Source organism: Flavobacterium sp. NRK F7, assembly GCF_024054195.1.
Taxonomy (GTDB): Bacteria; Bacteroidota; Bacteroidia; order Flavobacteriales; family Flavobacteriaceae; genus Flavobacterium.
This window is the reverse complement of the sequence record NZ_JAMXLB010000001.1, coordinates 3495633-3514320: the sequence shown is the minus strand read 5'-3', so window position 1 is coordinate 3514320 and position 18688 is coordinate 3495633. Positions and strand designations below refer to the sequence as shown.

Genomic DNA, 18688 nt, shown 5'->3' with positions numbered 1-18688 from the left:
TTATTTTTGGTTAAGAATAGAGAAATATACATCTTCAAGGTTAGGGAGTATGGGTCTAAAAGAAGTGTCTGGTTGTGCGTCCGATTGTACATGAATCGTTACGGTTCCCATATTTAATTGAGTTAGGACAACATTGTATTCTTTTTCATACTGTATAAGTTGTTTTTTGTCTATGGTTTTTTGCCAAAGTTTTCCAGTAAGTTCGTCAATAAAATCAGTTGGTTTTCCTTTTACTAAAAGTGTTCCGTTGTGAATGATGGCCATTTCTTTGCATAGATTTTTTACATCTTCGACCAAATGAGTAGAAAGAATAATAATGATGTCTTCGCTTATTTCATTAAGTAGGTTATTAAACCGGTTTCTTTCTTCAGGATCTAAACCTGCTGTGGGTTCGTCTACTATAACTAATTGTGGATTACCTAATAACGCTTGCGCAATACCAAAGCGTTGTCGCATACCACCAGAAAAAGTATGTACTTCTTTATTACTATGTTGCTGTAGATTTACTTTTTCCAATAAGAAATCAACTTGTTCTTTACGCTCTTTTGTGTTGGTAATACCTTTAAGTATGGCAATGTGAGTTAGTAAATTATAAGCCGAAATTTTTGGGTATACACCAAAATCTTGAGGTAAAAAGCCAAGTTGTTTTTTTATAAAAAGAGGGTTTTTAATGCACTCTATTCCATTAAAGAATATTGTACCGCTATCCGGTTGCTGTAAACCAGCAATGGTTTTCATTAAAGATGATTTTCCAGCACCATTGGGCCCTAAAAGACCAAACATGCCATTTTTAATTTCTAGCGAAATATCATTTATGGCTACGACTCCATTTTTATACGTCTTTTGGAGATTTTTAATTGTTAAACTGTTCATTTTGAGATTGATTTTGATGATTATTATTTTTGTTTTTAGACAATAGACTTGCTCTCAACTATATTTTAGCTGAAAAAAAGAGTAGTATTTGAAAAGATGTTATTCCGTAACGTATTCTAGAATGTCACCTGGTTGACATTCTAAAGCGTCACAAATTGCTTCTAAAGTTTCGAAACGAATACCTTTGGCTTTACCTGTTTTTAGTATGGATAAATTGGCTTGAGTTATACCTAACTTTTCAGCCAATTCTTTACTTTGCATTTTACGTTTGGCAAGCATAACATCTATGTTAACAATAATTGGCATATTTAAATGATTAAGTCTTGATCGGTTTGTAAATGTAACCCTTGTTGAAATATAGCTGCTATAAAGAATGCGAATATACCAATAATTGCGTGTCCGACAATCATTGCGAAATAGGGAAAATCTTCTGTGGGATTAATACTAATGCAACTAAAAATAATGGGTGCCATAAGTAGATTTGTTATGTAAAAAATTTTTAAATGAAATACCCCACGAGCGGTAAATAATTTCGTTTGTTTAAACGTTTGAAATACATTACTCAAACCAAAGAAAAACAAACTATAAAAAGCCAAAGTAACTAACATTTCTGTGATGTAATGAAAAGTATAGGCACTACCCAAGATAAAATTTTTATCTGTGAAAGGATAACACACCGCAAAACGATTATGTTCTAGTACTCTCAGCGCATTAGTTTTAAAAATTGTTACTATGGCTACATAAACTGTAGTTAGACCATATAAGAACGCAATTATTCTTACAAAATAAAATAATAGGGTTGAAATGATTCTGGTTGTCTTCATAAAACAAATATATTATCATTGCAAATATATAAATAATTATTGTTTTACGATAAATTATTATAAAAATTGAATAATTTATTTTTACTGCTACTAGATGCAAAAAAAAGCATAATAGATTTTTACCTCCATTATGCTTTTTTAAATTATAATCATTAAGGGTTTGTAGACCAAAGTGAGGCTCCTTTCAACATGGCTCTTCTGGGTAATTTTAATCCTGCAACAATTAATGCTGCAAAATCCTCTGGTTGTAACACAGAATCTGGAGTATCATTACTTGCAATACCTAAGTCAATTGACATATCGGAAACGATTGTGCTTGGTGTTAAAGTGCAAACTCTGATATTGTTTTTACGAACTTCTTTCATTAAGGATTCTGACAGTCCTATTACTGCAAATTTGGATGCAGAATAAGCAGAAGTATTTGGACTTCCATTTAAACCTGCAGTTGAAGAAACGTTAATAATATCACCTTCATTTTTTTCTATTAAAAAGGGAAGTACTTCTTTGGTTACATAATACATGCCTAAGACATTGGTTTGGATAATTTCTTCCCATTGTTTGACTTCCATGTCATTAAAAGATCCAAATGCAGCCATACCAGCATTATTAACCAAGATATCTACTGCACCTATGGTGGCAATGATTCTTTTAATACCGTTTTTTACTTCGTCATAGTTACCTACGTCAAAAACAGCATAACTAGCTTTTACACCAAATTGTTGTAATTCCTCAACGGTTTCTTGTAATCTTTTTTCGTTTCTTCCGGTAATGGCAACGTCTATTCCTTCTTTTGCAAAAGCAATTGCAGTTGCCTTGCCTAAACCTCTGCTTCCTCCAGTAATAATCGCTTTTTTACCTTTTAAATGCGCCATGTTTATTTGTTTTAATTGGATAACAAAATTAGGGGTTTGTAAGCTAAGATTTTACCAATTTTGTATGAAATTTAGGTAAATTTAATTTGAATAAACGGAGATTTATAATGTTGAATTATAACTTTAGTTCCATTTGAATGTCTGCTCTAGTGTAATCGTTTTCTTTCATGGGAACTTCAATAAATCCATATTTTTCATATAAATGTAATGCATTTTGTAACTTTCGATTAGATAAAAGCATAATTGTTTCCACATTCTTTGCTTTAGCAAAAGCAATGCAACTATCCATTAATAAGTTACTTAATTTAAGACCTTGGAATTTTTTTGCTACTGCCAATTTGGCTAATTCATAAGTGGTGGTGTTGACTTTTTGCATGGCAACTGTTCCTGCTACTTCATTGTTAATCAAACAAAAGAAAATCATTCCGCCAGGCTCTAAAATATAACTTTCAATATTATCAAAGACCTCATTATCATGTGGTTCTACAACAAAAAATTCTTCTAACCAAGCTTTGTTTAAATTGATAAAGTGATTTTTATACTCGGGTTGATAGGTAATGATAAGCGGTTTCATTTGCAATAAATTAGAGCTGTAAAATTAGATAAAGGAGAAGACATTTTATTGTTTATTTATAAATCTTTTAGATATAATATTAGTAAATTTGTAGCTTAAAATTTAAATAAACACGAAATGCAAGACGGAATTTATGCAAAATTTACTACTCCTAAAGGTAGTATATTAGTAAAATTAACACATGATAAAACACCAGGAACTGTTGGGAACTTTGTAGGATTGGCTGAAGGTCAGTTAGATAACAAAGCAAAAGCAATGGGAACACCATATTATAACGGATTAAAATTTCACCGTGTTATTACAGATTTTATGATTCAAGGTGGTTGTCCTTTAGGAACTGGTACTGGAGATGGAGGATATAAATTTGATGATGAATTTCATCCCGAATTAAAACATGACAAACCAGGAGTTTTGTCTATGGCAAATGCTGGACCAGGAACTAATGGTTCTCAATTTTTTATCACACATGTGCCAACACCATGGTTAGATGGAAAACACTCTGTTTTTGGTCATGTGGTAGAAGGACAAGATGTAGTGGATGCTATTGCTCAAGGTGATGTAATGGAATCTGTAGAAATAATTAGAGTAGGTGAAGAAGCTAAAAACTGGAATGCAATTGAAGCTTTTAGAACATTTGAAGGTTCTCGAGAGAAAAGATTAGCAGAACAAAAAAGACTAGCGGAAGAAGCATTAGAGAAATTAGCTGCTGGTTTTCAAAAAACGGAAAGTGGTTTACGTTATCAAATTATTCAAAAAGGTAATGGAAAACAAGCTGAAAAAGGTAAAAAAGTTTCAGTACACTATCAAGGAGCTTTAGATAATGGACAAGTTTTTGATTCTTCTTACAAAAGAAAGCAACCTATCGATTTTCAATTAGGCGTTGGTCAAGTTATTGAAGGTTGGGATGAAGGAATTGCATTGTTACAAGTTGGTGATAAAGCTCGATTTGTAATTCCTTCTTATTTAGGGTATGGATCGAGAGGTGCTGGAGGGGTTATCCCACCTGATGCTACTTTAGTATTTGATGTAGAATTAATGGATGTAAGATAATCCTTAATTTTAAAAAATATTTATTGAAATAAATTATACTAAAATCCCGGAATATTTTTCGGGATTTTTTAATTAAAGGAATATGGAAACTCAGAAAGAATCTATTTTGTATCATCATTTTGAAAAGTTTATTCCTGTTAGCGAATCTTTAAAAAAAGAATTGTTCAACAGAATAGAATATCAAGAATTTAAAAAAGGGGAACTCTTACATGAAAGTAATAAAGTATGTACCAAAAGTTATTTTATACAAAAAGGAATTGTAAGAAGTTTTTTTCTAAAAGAGGGAAAAGAAATTACGGAGTTTTTTTGCAGTGAAAACGAATGGGTAAATTCTCCTAAAAGCTTTATGCTAAAGCAAGTAGATATTTATGCTATAGATGCTATTGAAGATATACAGGCGTTTTGTTTAGATATAAATGATTTGGGATATTTGTTTGACCATTTTCCAGAGATGGAACGATATGCGAGACTTTCTATGGGAACCATATTTGGACATTTATTAGAACGTATAACAGTTTTGAGATTTACCACTGCAAAAGAAAAATACGAACATTTTTGTGAAGTCTATAAAGATATTTACCATAGAATTCCTCTTGGAATGGTTGCTTCCTATTTAGGAATAACTCAAGAAACACTCAGTAGAATTAGAAGATGATTTTTTGATATAAGTCAAATTTTTTGTTGTTTTTTAAGGTTTTCTTTGATGTAAATAAAATGAATCAAAAATGAAAAAACTTTTAAAAATAGCAGCAATGCTTTTGTTACTTATGTTAGGGATTTATATTTTTTTAGAATATTACAGACCACCATTAGATAAAAATCATGGAAAAATAAGATGTACATTATATGTGGGTAAATCTGAAAACCAACCTTTAATAGTGGGTTTTGGAGGTTCAGAAGGAGGTAATCCATGGGAAAGTAATTATTGGAAACCAACAAGGGATGAATTTTTAAAAAGAGGATATGCTTTTTTAGCCGTTGAATATTTTGGAGGTAAAACAACTGCTTCAAATTTGGATCGAATTTCTTTGAATGCCATTCATGACGCTATTATTAATGCTGCAAAACACGCACAAATTGACGCTTCCAAAATTGCAATTATTGGAGGGTCAAAAGGAGGTGAATTAGTACTTAATTTAGCAAGTTTGTATTCAGATATTGATGCAGTAGTAGCTATTGTGGCTAGTAATGTTACTTTTCCTGCGTTAACTGTAATGAATAATACTTCTTCTTGGACTTACAATGATACAGAAGTTCCATTTATTTTGCCTTCGTATGCAATTATACCTTATTTGTTAAAAGGAGATCGATTAGGTGCTTTTCAATTGATGTTACTTGAAGAGGAATCTGTTAAAAAAGCGGTAATTCCTGTTGAAAAAATGAATGCCTCCGTTTTATTGCTATCCGCAACTCAAGATGAAGAATGGCCTTCTATGAAAATGAGCGAGTTGGTCGTAAAGAGATTAAGAGAAAATAATTATAAAAAATATTATAATCATATAGCTATTTCTGGTGGTCATACAGAGCCTTTGAAACATTTTGATATAGTGTTTGATTTTTTGGATAATCATTTTATAAACGAATAGATTTTTATTTATTAATTCGATGTTTTGAAAATTTTTTCAGAATAGATTTTATATTTTCTTCATTTTTGTATTTTTACCCAAATACTAATTTAGATTATGAAAATAAAAGTAGGTACAGGACTTATTTTGGGGTTACTTTTAATGGGTTGCTCGTCAAGTAAAAAAACAATTGAAACTACTGAAGTGTTGGAAAAGAAACAGGTTGTTCTTTCTTCAGAACAAGCAGAAGGGAAAATGTTATATGAAAATAATTGTGGAAAGTGTCATGCTTTATTCAGTGCAGATAAGTTTTCAAAAGAGCAATGGGAACCTATTGTGTTAAGAATGCAAAAAAAAGCGAGAATTACTGATGAGCAACGTGACTTAGTCTTTAATTATTTGGTAATGAATAAATAAATAATCTTTTGGCTCGTTTTTTGCTTTTTTAAGTAAATAACGAGCCGTTTTTTTAATATGAAATCGCATTTTTCTTTTCTCTTTTTCTTTTTTTCTTTTTTTGCTATTTGTCAAATTCAGCATTGTGGATATGATTTCACATCGTACATTGTAGTTAATGCTCATGAAAATGGAGTAATCGATAATCCTAAAGGCTTAAAAATTACAATAGTAACGGGAAGTGGGAAAGAAGTTATTAATGTAAATAATATGTACAGTTGGAACAAAGGGAATGAACCTTTGGTTTTTAGTCAAAACTACTTAGTGAGTAAAGAAGGTGAAAAAGAACGCTATTTTTTTCCTTATGCAAAGGATACTTATTTTATTTCAGTTACCAATACCTTTCCTGCTGATGAGTTTAGTATTAAAATAGAAGATCAAAAAGGACTTTATAAAACACAAATTATTCCCTTGCAAAGTTTTAACTTGTATGTATTGTGTTCATCTGAAAATGAGAAAGCGAAGATGTTTGGTAAAAGAACAAATAATCCAGTAGAAGTTATCTTAGAAAAATAAGAAAAATTTTATTTCTTATTCATTAGGTTCCACATGAATTAATACATGACCCAATTCAAAAATTTCATTTCTTAAAACATCTTTCAATTGATGTGCTAAATCATGCCCTTCTTTAACGGTGATGTTTGCATCTACTATAGCATGTAAATCGACATGGTACTTCATTCCTGCTTTTCTTATAAAACATTTTTCAGTTCCTAAAATACCGTCCACTTTTAAAGAAATAGTTCTTATGTTTTGTTCCAAATCCTGATAGCGATGTTCGTCCATAATTTCTCCCAAAGCAGGTCTGAAAATTAAATAACTGTTGTATAATATGAAAAATGAAGCAAGTAATGCAGCCCAATCATCAGCAGATTCGTACCCTTTTCCAAAAAATAAAGCAATAGAAATTCCTAAAAAGGCAGCAATTGAAGTAACGGCGTCGCTACGATGATGCCAAGCATCTGCTTTTAGGGAAGAACTATTGGTTTGAATCGCTTTTTTCATTACTTTTTGAAACGAATATTCCTTCCAAATAATAATAATAGCGAGTACAAGTAAAGTCCAAGATTTTGGTAATTGATGCGGTGTGCCAATATTTTGAATGCTCTCGTAAGCGATTATAGTTGCAGAAGTAATTAAAAAGCCCACCACGATAAAAGTAATTAATGGCTCGGCTCTTCCATGTCCATAAGGATGGTTTTTATCTGCGGGTCTATTAGCATATTTTATTCCAAACAAGACTAAAAATGATGAAAAAATATCGGCTGTAGATTCAATAGCATCAGCAATAAGTGCATATGAATTTCCAAAAAATCCAGCTAATCCTTTTATAGTTGCTAATCCGATATTGCCTAAGATACTAAAATAGGTAGCTTTAATGGCAGTTTCTTGATTCGTCATTTTTAAATATTTCGTGGTTTAATAAGTGTTGTAGCAAAGATACGTATTCTAAAAACGCACGTTCATCGTTTTTATATAAAAAGCTACAATTTATTTCCACTTAATCCCACAACCCATACTCGGTTTTTGTAATTCATTTAAATGTCTATTGTAAATAATGCTGTCAATAGCATTTCTCAAATCGCTTCCACTAACTGGGATGCCGTTTCCAGGACGAGAATCATCCAGTTGACCTCTATAAATTAATCGGTCTTCAGCATTAAAAAGATAAAAATCGGGTGTGCAAGCGGCATCATATGCTTTGGCAACGGCTTGACTTTCGTCAAATAAATAAGGAAAGTCTATTTTATTTTCTAGCGCAAAATCAGCCATTTTTTCTGGACTGTCTTGCGGATATTTTACAATGTCGTTACTTGAAATAGCGACTATACCAATACCTTGTACGCGATAGTCATTGGCAATCATCACGATTTCATCAATAACATGTAAAACAAACGGACAATGATTACAAATAAAAAGTACTACAGTGCCTTTATGTCCTTTGCATTCGGCAAAATTAAAGTTGGTGTTAAAGTTAGTTGCAGGTAATAAAAAATCAGGAGCTTTTGTTCCTAAAGCTAACATATTGGAAGGAGTTTGTGCCATTATAAAGATTGAAATTAAAAGTTTAGAAAGAATACCATCCTTCTTTAATTATTATACGTATTAATTTGTGAATTAGTTACAAAATAAGTAGTTTTATGTAGAATCTTTAGTGCTTAAAAACATGAAAACGTTATCTGAGTGGTTTGAAGAATATAGTATTAGTCATCAAAATATGACAAACAAAAAAATTCATTATATATGTGTGCCTGCCATCTTTTTTTCTGTTGTAGGCTTAGTGTTCTGTATTCCTAATGATTCTCTATTGACTACTACAGGGTTTCATCCTCTTTTAGCCAATTGGGCATTTGTGATTTTAGTATTGGTATTGCTTTTTTATTACAGATTGTCATTCACTATGGGTTTGAAAATGACAGTTTTTGCTGCTTTTTGTTTGATAGGTAATTATATGATGGCTAAAGAAGTATCCTTATTATGGTTTTCTGTTGGCGTTTTTATAATAGCTTGGATAGGACAGTTTTATGGGCATAAAATAGAAGGGAAAAAACCTTCTTTTTTTAAAGATTTGCAATTTTTATTAATAGGCCCAGCTTGGGTAATACATTCTTTATTTAATGGAAAATAATTTAATTTCTTGGAATGATTTTGAGAAAATAGACATCCGAGTAGGTACAATTATAACTGTAAAGGATTTTCCTGAAGCTAGAAAACCAGCGTATCAATTGCAAATTGATTTTGGTATAGAAATAGGGATTAGAAAATCTTCTGCTCAAATTACTACCTATTATCAAAAAGAAGATTTAATTGGAAAACAAATTATTGCGGTTGTGAATTTTCCTAAAAAGCAAATTGGTAACTTCATGAGTGAATGCCTTGTCTTAGGATTGGTTGGAGAAGGAAATGGAGTGGTTTTGTTATCTCCAAATTTTCCTGTAAGCAACGGTTTAAGGATGGCATAAAAAAAGTCCGAAACAATCGGACTCTTCTATTTTTCTAAAGAAAATGATTAAATATCATCAAAATCTATATTAGTGAAACTGTCTGTAGAAGGGTTATCAGCAATTGCTTCTGAGTAAACTTCTTTTTTGAAATCTTTTTGATGTCTTTCTGAGATAACTTCTTCTCCTTTTTGAGAGACAACAAATTCGGTCATTTCGTCTAAAATTTCTTTAAAAGCTACAAAATCTTCTTTGTATAAATAGATTTTATGTTTTTTAAAGTGATACGAACCATCTTCTTCTGTAAATTTTTTACTTTCAGTAATGGTAATGTAATAATCATCAGCTTTAGTAGCTCTTACATCGAAGAAATATGTTCTTCTTCCGGCTCTTAATACCTTAGAAAAGATATCTTCTTTTTCTAACATGTCATTTTCTCTCATAATCCTAACTGTCAATTTTTAGTTTTATCGTTTTCCAAAAGTCTAAAAAAAAATTGTATAAAGCAATATTTTATACAATTTCTTTTTCTGATAGCTGTTTATTATATAATTCTTTATAATATCCCTCAGTATTTATTAATTGATTATGAGAGCCTTGTTGAATGATTTTGCCATCTTCTAATATGATTATGATATCTGCATTTTTAGCAGAAGAAACTCGGTGACTTACTAATAAGGTAGTTTTGTTTTTACAAAAATCCATTAAATTATTTAAAATTGCTTCTTCGGTTTCTGTGTCTACAGCACTTAAGCAATCATCTAATAATAAGATAGATGCATCTTTAATTAAAGCTCTTGCAATTGATACACGTTGTTTTTGTCCTCCAGATAAAGTAATACCTCTTTCACCTAAAATAGTATCATACTTATTAGTGAAATTTTCAATATTATGGTGTACATATGCTTTTTTGGAAGCTTCAATTACTTCTTCATCAGTTGCATTTTCTTTACCAAATTTTATGTTGTTTTTTATAGAATCTGAAAATAAGAAAGCATCTTGTGGAACAACGCCTATATTATTTCGAAGATCATCCAAATTTACTTCTTGAATCGGTTTATTGTCAATCAATACAGTCCCAGAAGTTACATCGTAGAGTCTACTAATTAATGATAAAATTGTTGATTTTCCAGAACCAGTTTTTCCAAGAATTGCCAACGTTTGTCCCGACTTTACAGTAAAACTAATGTTTTCTAATGCCTGTATATTAGTGTCTTCATATACAAAAGAAACATTTTCAAAGCGAATTTCTCCTTCTATCTGAGTATTTTCAGTAACCGAATTGTAAATATCTGGTTTTGTTTTTAAAAATTCATTAATCCTTTTTTGTGATGCTTCGGCTTCTTGAACTAAAGAAGAAACCCATCCTAAAGAGGCAACTGGCCAAGTAAGCATGTTGATATATAAAATAAATTGGGCGATAACACCAATATCTGGAATAGTTCCATTAATATACATCATGCCGCCCACATAGATTACAACTAAGTTACTCAATCCAATTAATAAAATCATTAGTGGACCAAATAAGGAGTTGGTTTTTGCTAAACTCATTGCTTTTTCATTACTGTCTTTTGTAAGGGATGTGAATTCTTTTGTTTTTTGGTCCTCAATAGCATAGGCTTTAATAACCCGAATTCCTGAGAACATTTCTTGAACAAAAGAAGATAAAGTGGATAGATTTTGTTGAAATAAGCCACTTTTTTCATGAATTTTGGAACTTATTTTAAAAACACCATAGGATAACAAAGGAAGAGGGATTAATGAATAAAAAGTGAGTTTTGGCGAAATTAAAGCCATTTGTATAATTACCACGATAAAAATAATAAGCGTGTTAACAGAATACATTACCGAAGGGCCTACATACATTCTTACTTTACTCACATCTTCACTTATTCGATTCATTAAATCACCAGTTCTATTTTGCTTGTAGAATTTTTGACTTAATGCTTGGTAATGTTTGTAGATTTCATTTTTTAAATCGAATTCGATATGTCTAGACATTACAATTAAAGTTTGACGCATTAAAAATGTCAAAAAACCACCAATTAAAGCAGCTCCTAAAGTATATATAAAATTGTCTACCAAAATACTGTAAGCGAGCTCTTTAGAAATAGAGTCGTTGTCAAGTGCACGTAAGGAATCACCAAAGAATTTTGGGATAAATAATTTGAAAATTTGAGCCGCTATAGTAATTGCAATTCCTAGCAAAAAGCGGTATTTGTATTTTATAAAATATTTATTTAAATATTGTAATTCTTTCATATATATATTAAGACTTGAGTTTTTTTTATTAAAAAGTCATTTTTTTATGAATTATTCTTCATAAAATAAAATTTAAAAATCGACAAAAAAATTATCATATCCCTAAAAATAAGATAATATATTGAATTATTTTAAAATATTTCGTAATATTGTCTTTAATTATTGAATAATTTTCAACACATTTATCATATGTCAACAGAACTATTACAAGCAAACGAGCTACATAAAGTTGATCCAGTTTTTGGTCAAGTTTCATTTGACGGACATGAACAAGTTGTTTTTTGCCATGACAAAGATACAGGATTAAAAGCAATTATAGGAATACATAATACAGTTTTAGGACCTGCTTTAGGAGGTACTAGAATGTGGAATTATTCTAACGAATGGGAAGCATTAAATGATGTTTTACGTTTGTCAAGAGGAATGACCTTTAAAAACTCTATTTCAGGACTAAATTTGGGTGGTGGAAAAGCCGTTATTATTGGGGATGCAAAAACTCAAAAAACTCCAGAATTAATGAGACGTTTTGGTCAATTTGTCGATTCTTTATCGGGTAAATATATTACTGCAGAAGATGTGGGTATGGAAACTAAAGATATGGACACGGTAAGAGAAGTAACTCAATATGTTTCTGGTATTTCTGAAAGTAAAGGTGGTTCAGGAAACCCTTCGCCAATTACTGCGTATGGGGTTTTTATGGGAATTAAAGCTGCAACAAAATATCAATTTGGTAGCGATAACTTAGAAGGTAAGAAAGTATTGGTACAAGGTATTGGTCATGTTGGTGAGGTTTTAGTTGATCATTTAACAAAAGCGGGTGCTTTAGTAACCATTTCGGATATTAATGAAGATAGATTGCATGAAGTTGGAGCAAAATATGGCGCTAAAATTTTTACTGGAGATGATTTATATGGTTCTGAAGTAGATATTTATGCACCTTGTGCTTTAGGCGCTACTATTAATGATGATACCATTGTAAAATTAAAAGCTAAAATTATTGCTGGTGCAGCTAATAATCAATTAGCAAACGAAGTGGTGCACGGTCAAATTTTAAAAGAAAAAGGAATTTTATATGCTCCTGATTTCTTAATCAATGCAGGTGGAGTTATTAATGTGTATTCTGAATTAGCGCATTTAACAAAAGCACAAGTAATGGAGAAAACAGAAAATATTTATAATACAGCACTTGAAATTTTTGACTTTTCTTCTAAGAATAATATCACAACGCATCAGGCAGCTTTATCAATTGCACAAAAGCGTATTGATGATCGAAAAAAAGAGTTACAGAATAAATAATATTTAAATAATATTGTATTTTTGCAAAGCGAAAGAGTTTCTTTCGCTTTCTTAATTTTAAAAAGTTCTTAAATTAGTATGTTAAATAGAAGACATATCCGCGTTAAAGTGATGCAAAGCATTTACGCCATGCATCAACATCAAGGAGAAAACCTTGATAAAGAAGAGAAATTCTTGTTTCAAAGCATAGATAATATGTTTGATTTATATCTTTTAATGCTTTCTGCATTGATAGAAATTCGCGAAAAAGAAGAGTCCTATTTAGAAGTAGCATCTAAAAAACATTTAGCAACTAAAGAAGAACGTAATCCCAGTAAAAAATTTGTAGATAATAAAGTTCTAAAGCTGCTTGCAGAAAGTAGGTCTTTGAATAATGCCATTGATGATAGAAAAATTACTAATTGGAAACGCAATGATGATATTGTTTTGTTTTTGCTAGAGGCAATCAAAGAAAGTTCTTACTTTGAAAAATACATGCAAAACGCAGCAAAGAACGATTTTGTTGATGATAGAGATTTTATTGCTGCTTTATTTACAGAAGTTATTGCCCCTAATGATAAATTATACGATTATTTAGAAGAGCATAAATTAACATGGTTGGATGATTTGCCTGCTGTAAATACTTTAATTTTAAAACAATTAAAGCAAATTAATGAGCAGGATGAAGATTTTACAATATCTAAATTATATAAAGATATTGATGATAAAGAATATGTAAAAAATTTATTTAGAAAAACAGTTCTAAATGAAATGGAATTATCCAAAGAATATATTGACAAAACCCCAAATTGGGACGCAGAACGAATTGCTGAAATTGACACTATTATTTTAAAAATGGCCATTTGTGAATTGTTGAAATTTCCTTCGATTCCTGTAAAAGTGACTATTAACGAATATTTAGAGATAGCAAAAGAGTATTCTACCCCAAAAAGTAGTATTTTTATCAACGGAATTCTTGATAACCTAGTTAAAGATTTTCAAAAAGAGAACCGTTTAAATAAAGCGGGAAGAGGATTATTATAAACAATTAATTTTTTTTAGTTATGTTAAAAAAAACAGTAAGCCTATTCGTGGTAGCCTTAGTATTATCTGTTACAGCTTGTAAAGATAATGGTAGCGCAAAAATTACAGAGGAAGATATGAAATCTTTTGAATCTGAAAAAGTAAGTGCAACTACTGAACAACCAATGACTCAAGGTGAAAACGTTAGTGAAAACCAACCTTCAACACCAGTTGATGGTAAATATCCTAAAATCCAATTTAATAAATTAGAGCATGATTTTGGTACCATTAAAGCAGGTGAAAAAGTAGAAACTGAGTTTATTGTAAAAAATATTGGTGAGAGCGATTTAATTATTTTAGATGCGCAAGGTAGTTGTGGATGTACAGTTCCAAACCCTCCAAAAGAACCAATAAAACCAGGAAATTCTGCACCTATAAAAGTTAGTTTTGACTCAACTGGTAAAACAGGACAACAAAGTAAAACAGTTACTTTAACAACAAATACAGAAACAGGTAAAGAAATGTTTACTATAAAAGCCAATGTACTTCCAAAAGAAGGAAGTGGTATAACACAATAAGTACAAAAATATGAATCCAATAATTATACAGGTAGTAGCTATCATAGCCATTTTTTATTTCTTTATCATCTTACCAGGTCAAAGAAGAGTAAAAAAAGAAAAAGCTTTTGAATCAGGTTTGAAAGTAGGTGATAAAATCATCACTAAAGCAGGAATTCATGGTAAAATAGCGGAATTATCTGAAACTGCAGTTGTTGTAGAAACAATGGCAGGAAAAATCAAAATGGAAAAATCGGCTATTTCTTTAGAAATGAGTGCTAAACTTACAGAAAAAGAGAAAAAATAGTCTTTATTTTTATAAAAGTAAAAACCCAAATTACATCATGTAATTTGGTTTTTTTTATGATAGAGATACTGTTTTATCGATACTTATCATTAAGACCGATATTTGCTAATATCATGGGTTTTATTTTTTCTAGACGGGCTAGTTTCGTTTTTTCTTGTTTCGCAGTAGCTATATATTCTGTGAATTCATTTTGTTTGTATGGAGTAAACAAATGAAATGCTTTTTTTAATTCTGGGTTGGCTTCTAATTCTTTTTCTAAGGCTTCCGATTGGAAATTTTGCTTCTCTGGTTTTATACTTAATCCTTTGTCCTCAATTGCAATAGCTTCTTTTATATAACTTAGAATTGTTTTTTCATCTATGTCTTCTTTGGATTGAAAACGCATTTGTCTTTGCGATTTTGTTTTGCCTTCTTGAGCATTCACCAGTATTTTCTTGTCATCTTTTAAAAATACACCATTAAAAAACCACAAACCAAAATAGGATTTAAAACCACCAATCCCAATAATGTTTTTGTTATTATGAGTATAAACGGCTGTTCCCCATTTTGTTGTTTCAACTAAATCGGCTTTTTCGATAATGGTTTTTAAGATTTCTAGTTCTTCCGTCCATTGATTGGTCTTGTCCCAAACCTTTTTTTCTGACATAAGTTTTTGTATAAAAAAAGAGGAAGTAGGCTTCCTCTTGTATTATTATTGTTGAGCAGTCAATTCTGCAATTTTAACGATAACTTCTGTAGCTTTTATCATACTTTCTACAGGAACATATTCATATTTACCATGAAAATTGTGTCCGCCTGCAAATATATTTGGGCAAGGCAATCCTTTATAGGATAATTGTGAACCGTCTGTTCCTCCACGAATGGGTTTAATAATTGGGGTAATCCCAACTTCTTTCATCGCTTTTTCTGCAATTTCAACAATATGGAAAACAGGTTCTACTTTTTCACGCATATTATAATATTGGTCCTTTACCTCTGCGATACAAATGTCTTCTCCAAATTGCTTTGCATATTGGTTGTTTATTTTGGTAGCAATGGTATGAATTAATTCTTTTCTAGCTTCAAAAAGATCTTTATCATGATCTCTGATAATCAGTTGTAAAACGGTTTCTTCTATACTTCCATTTAAATGATGCACGTGAAAAAAGCCTTCATAATCACTAGTTCTTTCAGGAACTTCATTTTCAGGAAGCGCTGAGATAAATTCGTTAGCTAAAAGCATGGAATTAATCATCTTCCCTTTTGCATAACCTGGATGTACGCTTTTTCCTTTAAAAGTAATTTTGGCTCCAGCTGCATTAAAATTTTCATATTCTAATTCGCCTATTTGACTTCCATCCATAGTGTAAGCCCAATCACATCCAAATTTTTCTACATCAAATTTATGAGCACCACGACCAATTTCTTCGTCTGGTGTAAAACCAACACGAATTTTACCATGTTTAATTTCAGGATGTTGGATTAAATATTCCATAGCACTTACTATTTCTGTAATTCCTGCTTTATCATCAGCACCTAAAAGCGTTGTACCATCTGTAGTAATAAGTGTTTGTCCTTTATAAAGTAGCAAATCTTCAAAGTAAGTTGGAGATAAAATAATGTTTTGCGCTGCATTTAACATAATGTCTTTACCGTCGTAATTTTCTATAATTTGAGGTTTAACATTGGCACCTGTAAAATCTGGAGTGGTGTCAAAATGCGAAACAAATCCAATCGTTGGTACTTCATAATCTACATTACTAGGTAAAGTAGCCATTATGTAAGCATTTTCGTCAATGGTTACCTCTTGTAGCCCAATTTGCTTTAATTCTTCTACTAATTGATTGGCTAAATCCCATTGTTTTGCTGTACTTGGTGTGGTGTTCGAATTTGGATCTGATTCAGTATCAACCGTTACATAACTGATAAAACGATCTATTATATGTTGCATTTCTTTTTTAATTTTGATGTAAATATACTTTTTTACTCTCTTTTATTCAATAAGACCGGCTCTTTTTAACAAAGCATCTGGTTTTGGTTCTTGACCTCTAAATCTTTTATATAACGTCATAGGATGCTCTGTTCCTCCTTTAGATAAAACATTTTCTTTGAATTTTGTAGCTACTTCTTTGTCGAAAATGCCTTTTTCTTGAAAATAAGCAAATGCATCTGCATCTAATACTTCAGCCCATTTGTAACTATAATATCCCGAAGAATAGCCTCCTTGAAAAATGTGAGAAAAAGAGGTGCTCATACAATTTTCTGCAACATCTGGATATAATTTGGTGCTTTCAAAAGCTTTTTCTTCAAAACTTTTTACATTATCTATAGGAGTAACTTTACCGTGGTAAGCCATGTCTAATAAACCAAAACTTAATTGTCTCATAGTAGCCATTCCTTCAAGAAAACTTGCACTTTCTTTAATTTTCTCAACATATTCTTGAGGAATTATTGCTCCTGTTTCATAATGTTTTGCAAATAAAGCTAATGCTTCAGGTTCGTAACACCAATTTTCCATAATTTGACTGGGCAATTCTACAAAATCCCAATAAACAGAGGTTCCAGATAGACTAGGATACGTTGTATTCGCTAACATACCATGTAATCCATGCCCAAATTCATGAAACAAAGTCGTTACTTCGTTAAAAGTTAGTAAAGAAGGTTTGGTTGGAGTAGGTGGTGTAAAATTGCAAACATTCGAAATATGAGGGCGTTCGTTTACTCCATCTTTTATATATTGCGATTTAAAAGAGGTCATCCATGCGCCATTTCTTTTTCCTTTTCTTGGAAAGAAATCGGTGTAAAATAAAGCGACTACATTATTTTCAAAATCCAATACTTCAAAAGTTCGTACATCTTGATGATATTTATCGATATCGAAAACCTCTTTAAAAGTGATACCATATAATTTTTCGGCAATGGTAAAAGCACCTTGTAATACATTTTCTAATTTAAAATAAGGTTTTAATTTTTCGTCATCGAGATTGAATAATTTTTGCTTTAACTTTTCTGAATAGTAAGCACCATCCCATTTTTCTAAGTGATCAATTCCATCTAACTCTTTGGCAAATTGAGTAAGTTCTTCAAATTCTTTCCTTGCTGCTGGTTTTGCTTTTTCTAACATGTCGTTCAAAAAAGCAGTTACTTTTTCTGGATTTTGAGCCATTCTTTCTTCCAATACAAAATGGGCATGAGTTGCATATCCTAAAAGATTTGCTCTCTCGTGTCTTAAACGAACAATTTCTTTTATGTTGTTTTGATTATTATAAGAATTGTCTTGAAAAGCTTTTTTACCGGCTGCAATACTGATTTCTTTACGTAACTCACGATTTTCGACATAGGTTACAAAAGGTAAATAGCTTGGAAAATCTAAAGTAAAAACCCAACCTTCTAGTGATTTTGATTGTGCTAATGCAGCCGCAGCTTCTTTGGCTCCTTCTGGTAAGCCTTTTAAATCAGATTCGTTAGTAATATGTAGTTGATAATTATTTGTTTCAGCTAAAACATTTTCACCAAAAGTCAATTTAAGTTTAGCTAATTGGGTGTCAATTTCTCTTAATTTGGTCTTTTGTTGTGCATCAAGTAAAGCGCCATTTCTTACAAAACCTTTGTATTTTTTATCCAACAACGTTTGTTGTTCTAACGTTAAATTAGCTTGGTCTTGAGCATCATAAACTAACTTTATTTTTTTAAATAAATTCTCATTCAACGTGATGTCGTTACTGAATTCTGTTAATAAAGGAGAAACTTCTTGTGCTATTTTTTGCATTTCTTCTGAAGTTTCTGCCGAATTTAAATTAAAAAAAATACTCGAAACACGATCCAATTGACTTCCTGAAAAATCTAAAGCAGCAACGGTATTTTCAAAAGTAGGTGGTTCGGGGTTATTTATTATTGCATTGATTTCTTCTTTAGCATCCTTAATAAGTTTAATAAAAGCATCTTTATACTCTTTATTTTCAATTTTAGAAAAAGGCGCTGTGCTGTATTTGGTTGTAAAAGGAGTGGTTAAAATACTCATTATAAGTTAATTTTTTAAGTTTAAAATATTGATTATCAATATTTTGTAAAATATTTTTGTTTTGTTTTATTTTTTATCGTTAAAATGATTGTTTTATTCGATAAAGTG

Annotated in this window: 23 protein-coding genes; 11 read left to right on the top strand and 12 right to left on the bottom strand. The window is 30.9% G+C overall.

Features of this window, described 5'->3' with window-relative positions; genetic code table 11:
- The 5 genes from NHF47_RS16070 to NHF47_RS16050 form a co-directional block, all read right to left on the bottom strand.
- A complete protein-coding gene (locus NHF47_RS16070; protein WP_252765875.1) occupies positions 1-873 on the bottom strand; it encodes an ABC transporter ATP-binding protein in 873 nt (290 codons plus the stop codon).
- 99 nt (positions 874-972) lie between these two features.
- The gene (locus tag NHF47_RS16065; protein ID WP_130734181.1) at positions 973-1179 is read right to left on the bottom strand and encodes a helix-turn-helix transcriptional regulator; all 207 of its coding nucleotides are present in this window, start codon (positions 1177-1179) and stop codon (positions 973-975) included.
- A gap of 2 nt (positions 1180-1181) precedes the next feature.
- Entirely contained in the window at positions 1182-1697 is a 516-nt protein-coding gene (locus NHF47_RS16060; protein WP_252765874.1) for a DUF2975 domain-containing protein, read from the bottom strand.
- Between the two features lie 152 nt (positions 1698-1849).
- Complete coding sequence (locus NHF47_RS16055) at positions 1850-2569, bottom strand: 3-ketoacyl-ACP reductase (RefSeq protein WP_252765873.1); 720 nt, start codon at positions 2567-2569, stop codon at positions 1850-1852.
- 115 nt (positions 2570-2684) lie between these two features.
- Positions 2685-3143: a GNAT family N-acetyltransferase gene (locus tag NHF47_RS16050; protein WP_252765872.1), complete on the bottom strand. Its 459-nt coding sequence runs from the start codon at positions 3141-3143 to the stop codon at positions 2685-2687.
- Positions 3144-3260: 117 nt separating this feature from the next.
- Here NHF47_RS16050 and NHF47_RS16045 point away from each other — a divergent pair, with 117 nt between their 5' ends.
- The 5 genes from NHF47_RS16045 (at position 3261) to NHF47_RS16025 (ending at position 6730) form a co-directional block, all read left to right on the top strand.
- Positions 3261-4193: a peptidylprolyl isomerase gene (locus NHF47_RS16045; RefSeq protein ID WP_252765871.1), complete on the top strand. Its 933-nt coding sequence runs from the start codon at positions 3261-3263 to the stop codon at positions 4191-4193.
- A gap of 82 nt (positions 4194-4275) precedes the next feature.
- Entirely contained in the window at positions 4276-4848 is a 573-nt protein-coding gene (locus NHF47_RS16040) for a Crp/Fnr family transcriptional regulator (protein ID WP_252765870.1), read from the top strand.
- A 70-nt stretch (positions 4849-4918) separates the two neighbouring features.
- The gene (locus tag NHF47_RS16035; RefSeq protein ID WP_252765869.1) at positions 4919-5779 is read left to right on the top strand and encodes an acyl-CoA thioester hydrolase/BAAT C-terminal domain-containing protein; all 861 of its coding nucleotides are present in this window, start codon (positions 4919-4921) and stop codon (positions 5777-5779) included.
- 96 nt (positions 5780-5875) lie between these two features.
- Positions 5876-6175 carry a cytochrome c gene (locus tag NHF47_RS16030; protein WP_252765868.1) on the top strand — a complete coding sequence of 100 codons (300 nt, stop codon included), beginning with the start codon at positions 5876-5878 and terminating at the stop codon, positions 6173-6175.
- A gap of 57 nt (positions 6176-6232) precedes the next feature.
- On the top strand, positions 6233-6730 hold the full coding sequence (locus tag NHF47_RS16025) for a hypothetical protein (protein WP_252765867.1): 498 nt from the start codon (positions 6233-6235) through the stop codon (positions 6728-6730).
- 15 nt (positions 6731-6745) lie between these two features.
- On the opposite strand, the gene NHF47_RS16020 is transcribed toward NHF47_RS16025, so the two are convergent.
- Together NHF47_RS16020 and NHF47_RS16015 are read right to left on the bottom strand one after the other, a co-directional pair.
- Positions 6746-7615 carry a cation diffusion facilitator family transporter gene (locus tag NHF47_RS16020; protein WP_252765866.1) on the bottom strand — a complete coding sequence of 290 codons (870 nt, stop codon included), beginning with the start codon at positions 7613-7615 and terminating at the stop codon, positions 6746-6748.
- A gap of 90 nt (positions 7616-7705) precedes the next feature.
- Positions 7706-8260, bottom strand: coding sequence for a thioredoxin family protein (locus tag NHF47_RS16015; RefSeq protein WP_252765865.1), 555 nt, complete (start codon positions 8258-8260; stop codon positions 7706-7708).
- Positions 8261-8381: 121 nt separating this feature from the next.
- Here NHF47_RS16015 and NHF47_RS16010 point away from each other — a divergent pair, with 121 nt between their 5' ends.
- Positions 8382-8843: a DUF962 domain-containing protein gene (locus NHF47_RS16010; protein WP_252765864.1), complete on the top strand. Its 462-nt coding sequence runs from the start codon at positions 8382-8384 to the stop codon at positions 8841-8843.
- On the top strand, positions 8833-9177 hold the full coding sequence (locus NHF47_RS16005; protein WP_252765863.1) for a tRNA-binding protein: 345 nt from the start codon (positions 8833-8835) through the stop codon (positions 9175-9177). Before NHF47_RS16010 ends, NHF47_RS16005 begins: the two co-directional genes overlap by 11 nt.
- A gap of 47 nt (positions 9178-9224) precedes the next feature.
- Here NHF47_RS16005 and NHF47_RS16000 read toward each other — a convergent pair whose 3' ends face one another.
- Together NHF47_RS16000 and NHF47_RS15995 are read right to left on the bottom strand one after the other, a co-directional pair.
- Positions 9225-9599 carry a PUR family DNA/RNA-binding protein gene (locus NHF47_RS16000; protein ID WP_140996485.1) on the bottom strand — a complete coding sequence of 125 codons (375 nt, stop codon included), beginning with the start codon at positions 9597-9599 and terminating at the stop codon, positions 9225-9227.
- 70 nt (positions 9600-9669) lie between these two features.
- Positions 9670-11418, bottom strand: coding sequence for an ABC transporter ATP-binding protein (locus NHF47_RS15995; RefSeq protein ID WP_252765862.1), 1749 nt, complete (start codon positions 11416-11418; stop codon positions 9670-9672).
- Between the two features lie 189 nt (positions 11419-11607).
- On the opposite strand from NHF47_RS15995, the gene NHF47_RS15990 reads away from it, so the two are divergent.
- The 4 genes from NHF47_RS15990 to yajC all read left to right on the top strand — a co-directional run bounded on the left by NHF47_RS15990 (position 11608) and on the right by yajC (position 14580).
- Positions 11608-12714: a Glu/Leu/Phe/Val dehydrogenase dimerization domain-containing protein gene (locus tag NHF47_RS15990; RefSeq protein ID WP_252765861.1), complete on the top strand. Its 1107-nt coding sequence runs from the start codon at positions 11608-11610 to the stop codon at positions 12712-12714.
- Positions 12715-12792: 78 nt separating this feature from the next.
- Positions 12793-13737 (top strand): transcription antitermination factor NusB, encoded by a 945-nt coding sequence (nusB, locus tag NHF47_RS15985; RefSeq protein ID WP_252765860.1) that lies wholly within the window; start codon positions 12793-12795, stop codon positions 13735-13737.
- Between the two features lie 20 nt (positions 13738-13757).
- The gene (locus tag NHF47_RS15980; protein ID WP_252765859.1) at positions 13758-14294 is read left to right on the top strand and encodes a DUF1573 domain-containing protein; all 537 of its coding nucleotides are present in this window, start codon (positions 13758-13760) and stop codon (positions 14292-14294) included.
- Positions 14295-14304: 10 nt separating this feature from the next.
- Positions 14305-14580, top strand: coding sequence for a preprotein translocase subunit YajC (gene yajC, locus NHF47_RS15975; RefSeq protein WP_252765858.1), 276 nt, complete (start codon positions 14305-14307; stop codon positions 14578-14580).
- 73 nt (positions 14581-14653) lie between these two features.
- On the opposite strand, the gene NHF47_RS15970 is transcribed toward yajC, so the two are convergent.
- Genes NHF47_RS15970 through NHF47_RS15960 form a run of 3 tightly spaced genes read right to left on the bottom strand, consistent with a single transcriptional unit; the run spans position 14654 to position 18580 of the window.
- Positions 14654-15226: a YdeI family protein gene (locus NHF47_RS15970; RefSeq protein ID WP_252765857.1), complete on the bottom strand. Its 573-nt coding sequence runs from the start codon at positions 15224-15226 to the stop codon at positions 14654-14656.
- A gap of 45 nt (positions 15227-15271) precedes the next feature.
- A complete protein-coding gene (gene pepT, locus NHF47_RS15965; RefSeq protein ID WP_252765856.1) occupies positions 15272-16510 on the bottom strand; it encodes a peptidase T in 1239 nt (412 codons plus the stop codon).
- 42 nt (positions 16511-16552) lie between these two features.
- Positions 16553-18580: a M3 family metallopeptidase gene (locus NHF47_RS15960; protein WP_252765855.1), complete on the bottom strand. Its 2028-nt coding sequence runs from the start codon at positions 18578-18580 to the stop codon at positions 16553-16555.
- Positions 18581-18688: the final 108 nt, after the last annotated feature.

Bases quoted from the DNA above. Each gene is read 5' to 3' on its own strand.
- NHF47_RS16020 (WP_252765866.1), bottom strand. From the start codon at position 7,615: ATGACGAATCAAGAAACTGCCATTAAAGCTACCTATTTTAGTATCTTA.
- NHF47_RS16070 (WP_252765875.1), bottom strand. From the start codon at position 873: ATGAACAGTTTAACAATTAAAAATCTCCAAAAGACGTATAAAAATGGA.
- NHF47_RS15995 (WP_252765862.1), bottom strand. From the start codon at position 11,418: ATGAAAGAATTACAATATTTAAATAAATATTTTATAAAATACAAATAC.
- pepT (WP_252765856.1), bottom strand. From the start codon at position 16,510: ATGCAACATATAATAGATCGTTTTATCAGTTATGTAACGGTTGATACT.
- yajC (WP_252765858.1), top strand. From the start codon at position 14,305: ATGAATCCAATAATTATACAGGTAGTAGCTATCATAGCCATTTTTTAT.
- NHF47_RS16060 (WP_252765874.1), bottom strand. From the start codon at position 1,697: ATGAAGACAACCAGAATCATTTCAACCCTATTATTTTATTTTGTAAGA.
- NHF47_RS16065 (WP_130734181.1), bottom strand. From the start codon at position 1,179: ATGCCAATTATTGTTAACATAGATGTTATGCTTGCCAAACGTAAAATG.
- NHF47_RS16045 (WP_252765871.1), top strand. From the start codon at position 3,261: ATGCAAGACGGAATTTATGCAAAATTTACTACTCCTAAAGGTAGTATA.
- NHF47_RS16000 (WP_140996485.1), bottom strand. From the start codon at position 9,599: ATGAGAGAAAATGACATGTTAGAAAAAGAAGATATCTTTTCTAAGGTA.
- NHF47_RS16035 (WP_252765869.1), top strand. From the start codon at position 4,919: ATGAAAAAACTTTTAAAAATAGCAGCAATGCTTTTGTTACTTATGTTA.
- NHF47_RS16005 (WP_252765863.1), top strand. From the start codon at position 8,833: ATGGAAAATAATTTAATTTCTTGGAATGATTTTGAGAAAATAGACATC.
- NHF47_RS15990 (WP_252765861.1), top strand. From the start codon at position 11,608: ATGTCAACAGAACTATTACAAGCAAACGAGCTACATAAAGTTGATCCA.
- NHF47_RS15970 (WP_252765857.1), bottom strand. From the start codon at position 15,226: ATGTCAGAAAAAAAGGTTTGGGACAAGACCAATCAATGGACGGAAGAA.
- NHF47_RS16030 (WP_252765868.1), top strand. From the start codon at position 5,876: ATGAAAATAAAAGTAGGTACAGGACTTATTTTGGGGTTACTTTTAATG.
- NHF47_RS16055 (WP_252765873.1), bottom strand. From the start codon at position 2,569: ATGGCGCATTTAAAAGGTAAAAAAGCGATTATTACTGGAGGAAGCAGA.
- NHF47_RS15960 (WP_252765855.1), bottom strand. From the start codon at position 18,580: ATGAGTATTTTAACCACTCCTTTTACAACCAAATACAGCACAGCGCCT.
- nusB (WP_252765860.1), top strand. From the start codon at position 12,793: ATGTTAAATAGAAGACATATCCGCGTTAAAGTGATGCAAAGCATTTAC.
- NHF47_RS15980 (WP_252765859.1), top strand. From the start codon at position 13,758: ATGTTAAAAAAAACAGTAAGCCTATTCGTGGTAGCCTTAGTATTATCT.
- NHF47_RS16050 (WP_252765872.1), bottom strand. From the start codon at position 3,143: ATGAAACCGCTTATCATTACCTATCAACCCGAGTATAAAAATCACTTT.
- NHF47_RS16025 (WP_252765867.1), top strand. From the start codon at position 6,233: ATGAAATCGCATTTTTCTTTTCTCTTTTTCTTTTTTTCTTTTTTTGCT.
- NHF47_RS16040 (WP_252765870.1), top strand. From the start codon at position 4,276: ATGGAAACTCAGAAAGAATCTATTTTGTATCATCATTTTGAAAAGTTT.
- NHF47_RS16010 (WP_252765864.1), top strand. From the start codon at position 8,382: ATGAAAACGTTATCTGAGTGGTTTGAAGAATATAGTATTAGTCATCAA.
- NHF47_RS16015 (WP_252765865.1), bottom strand. From the start codon at position 8,260: ATGGCACAAACTCCTTCCAATATGTTAGCTTTAGGAACAAAAGCTCCT.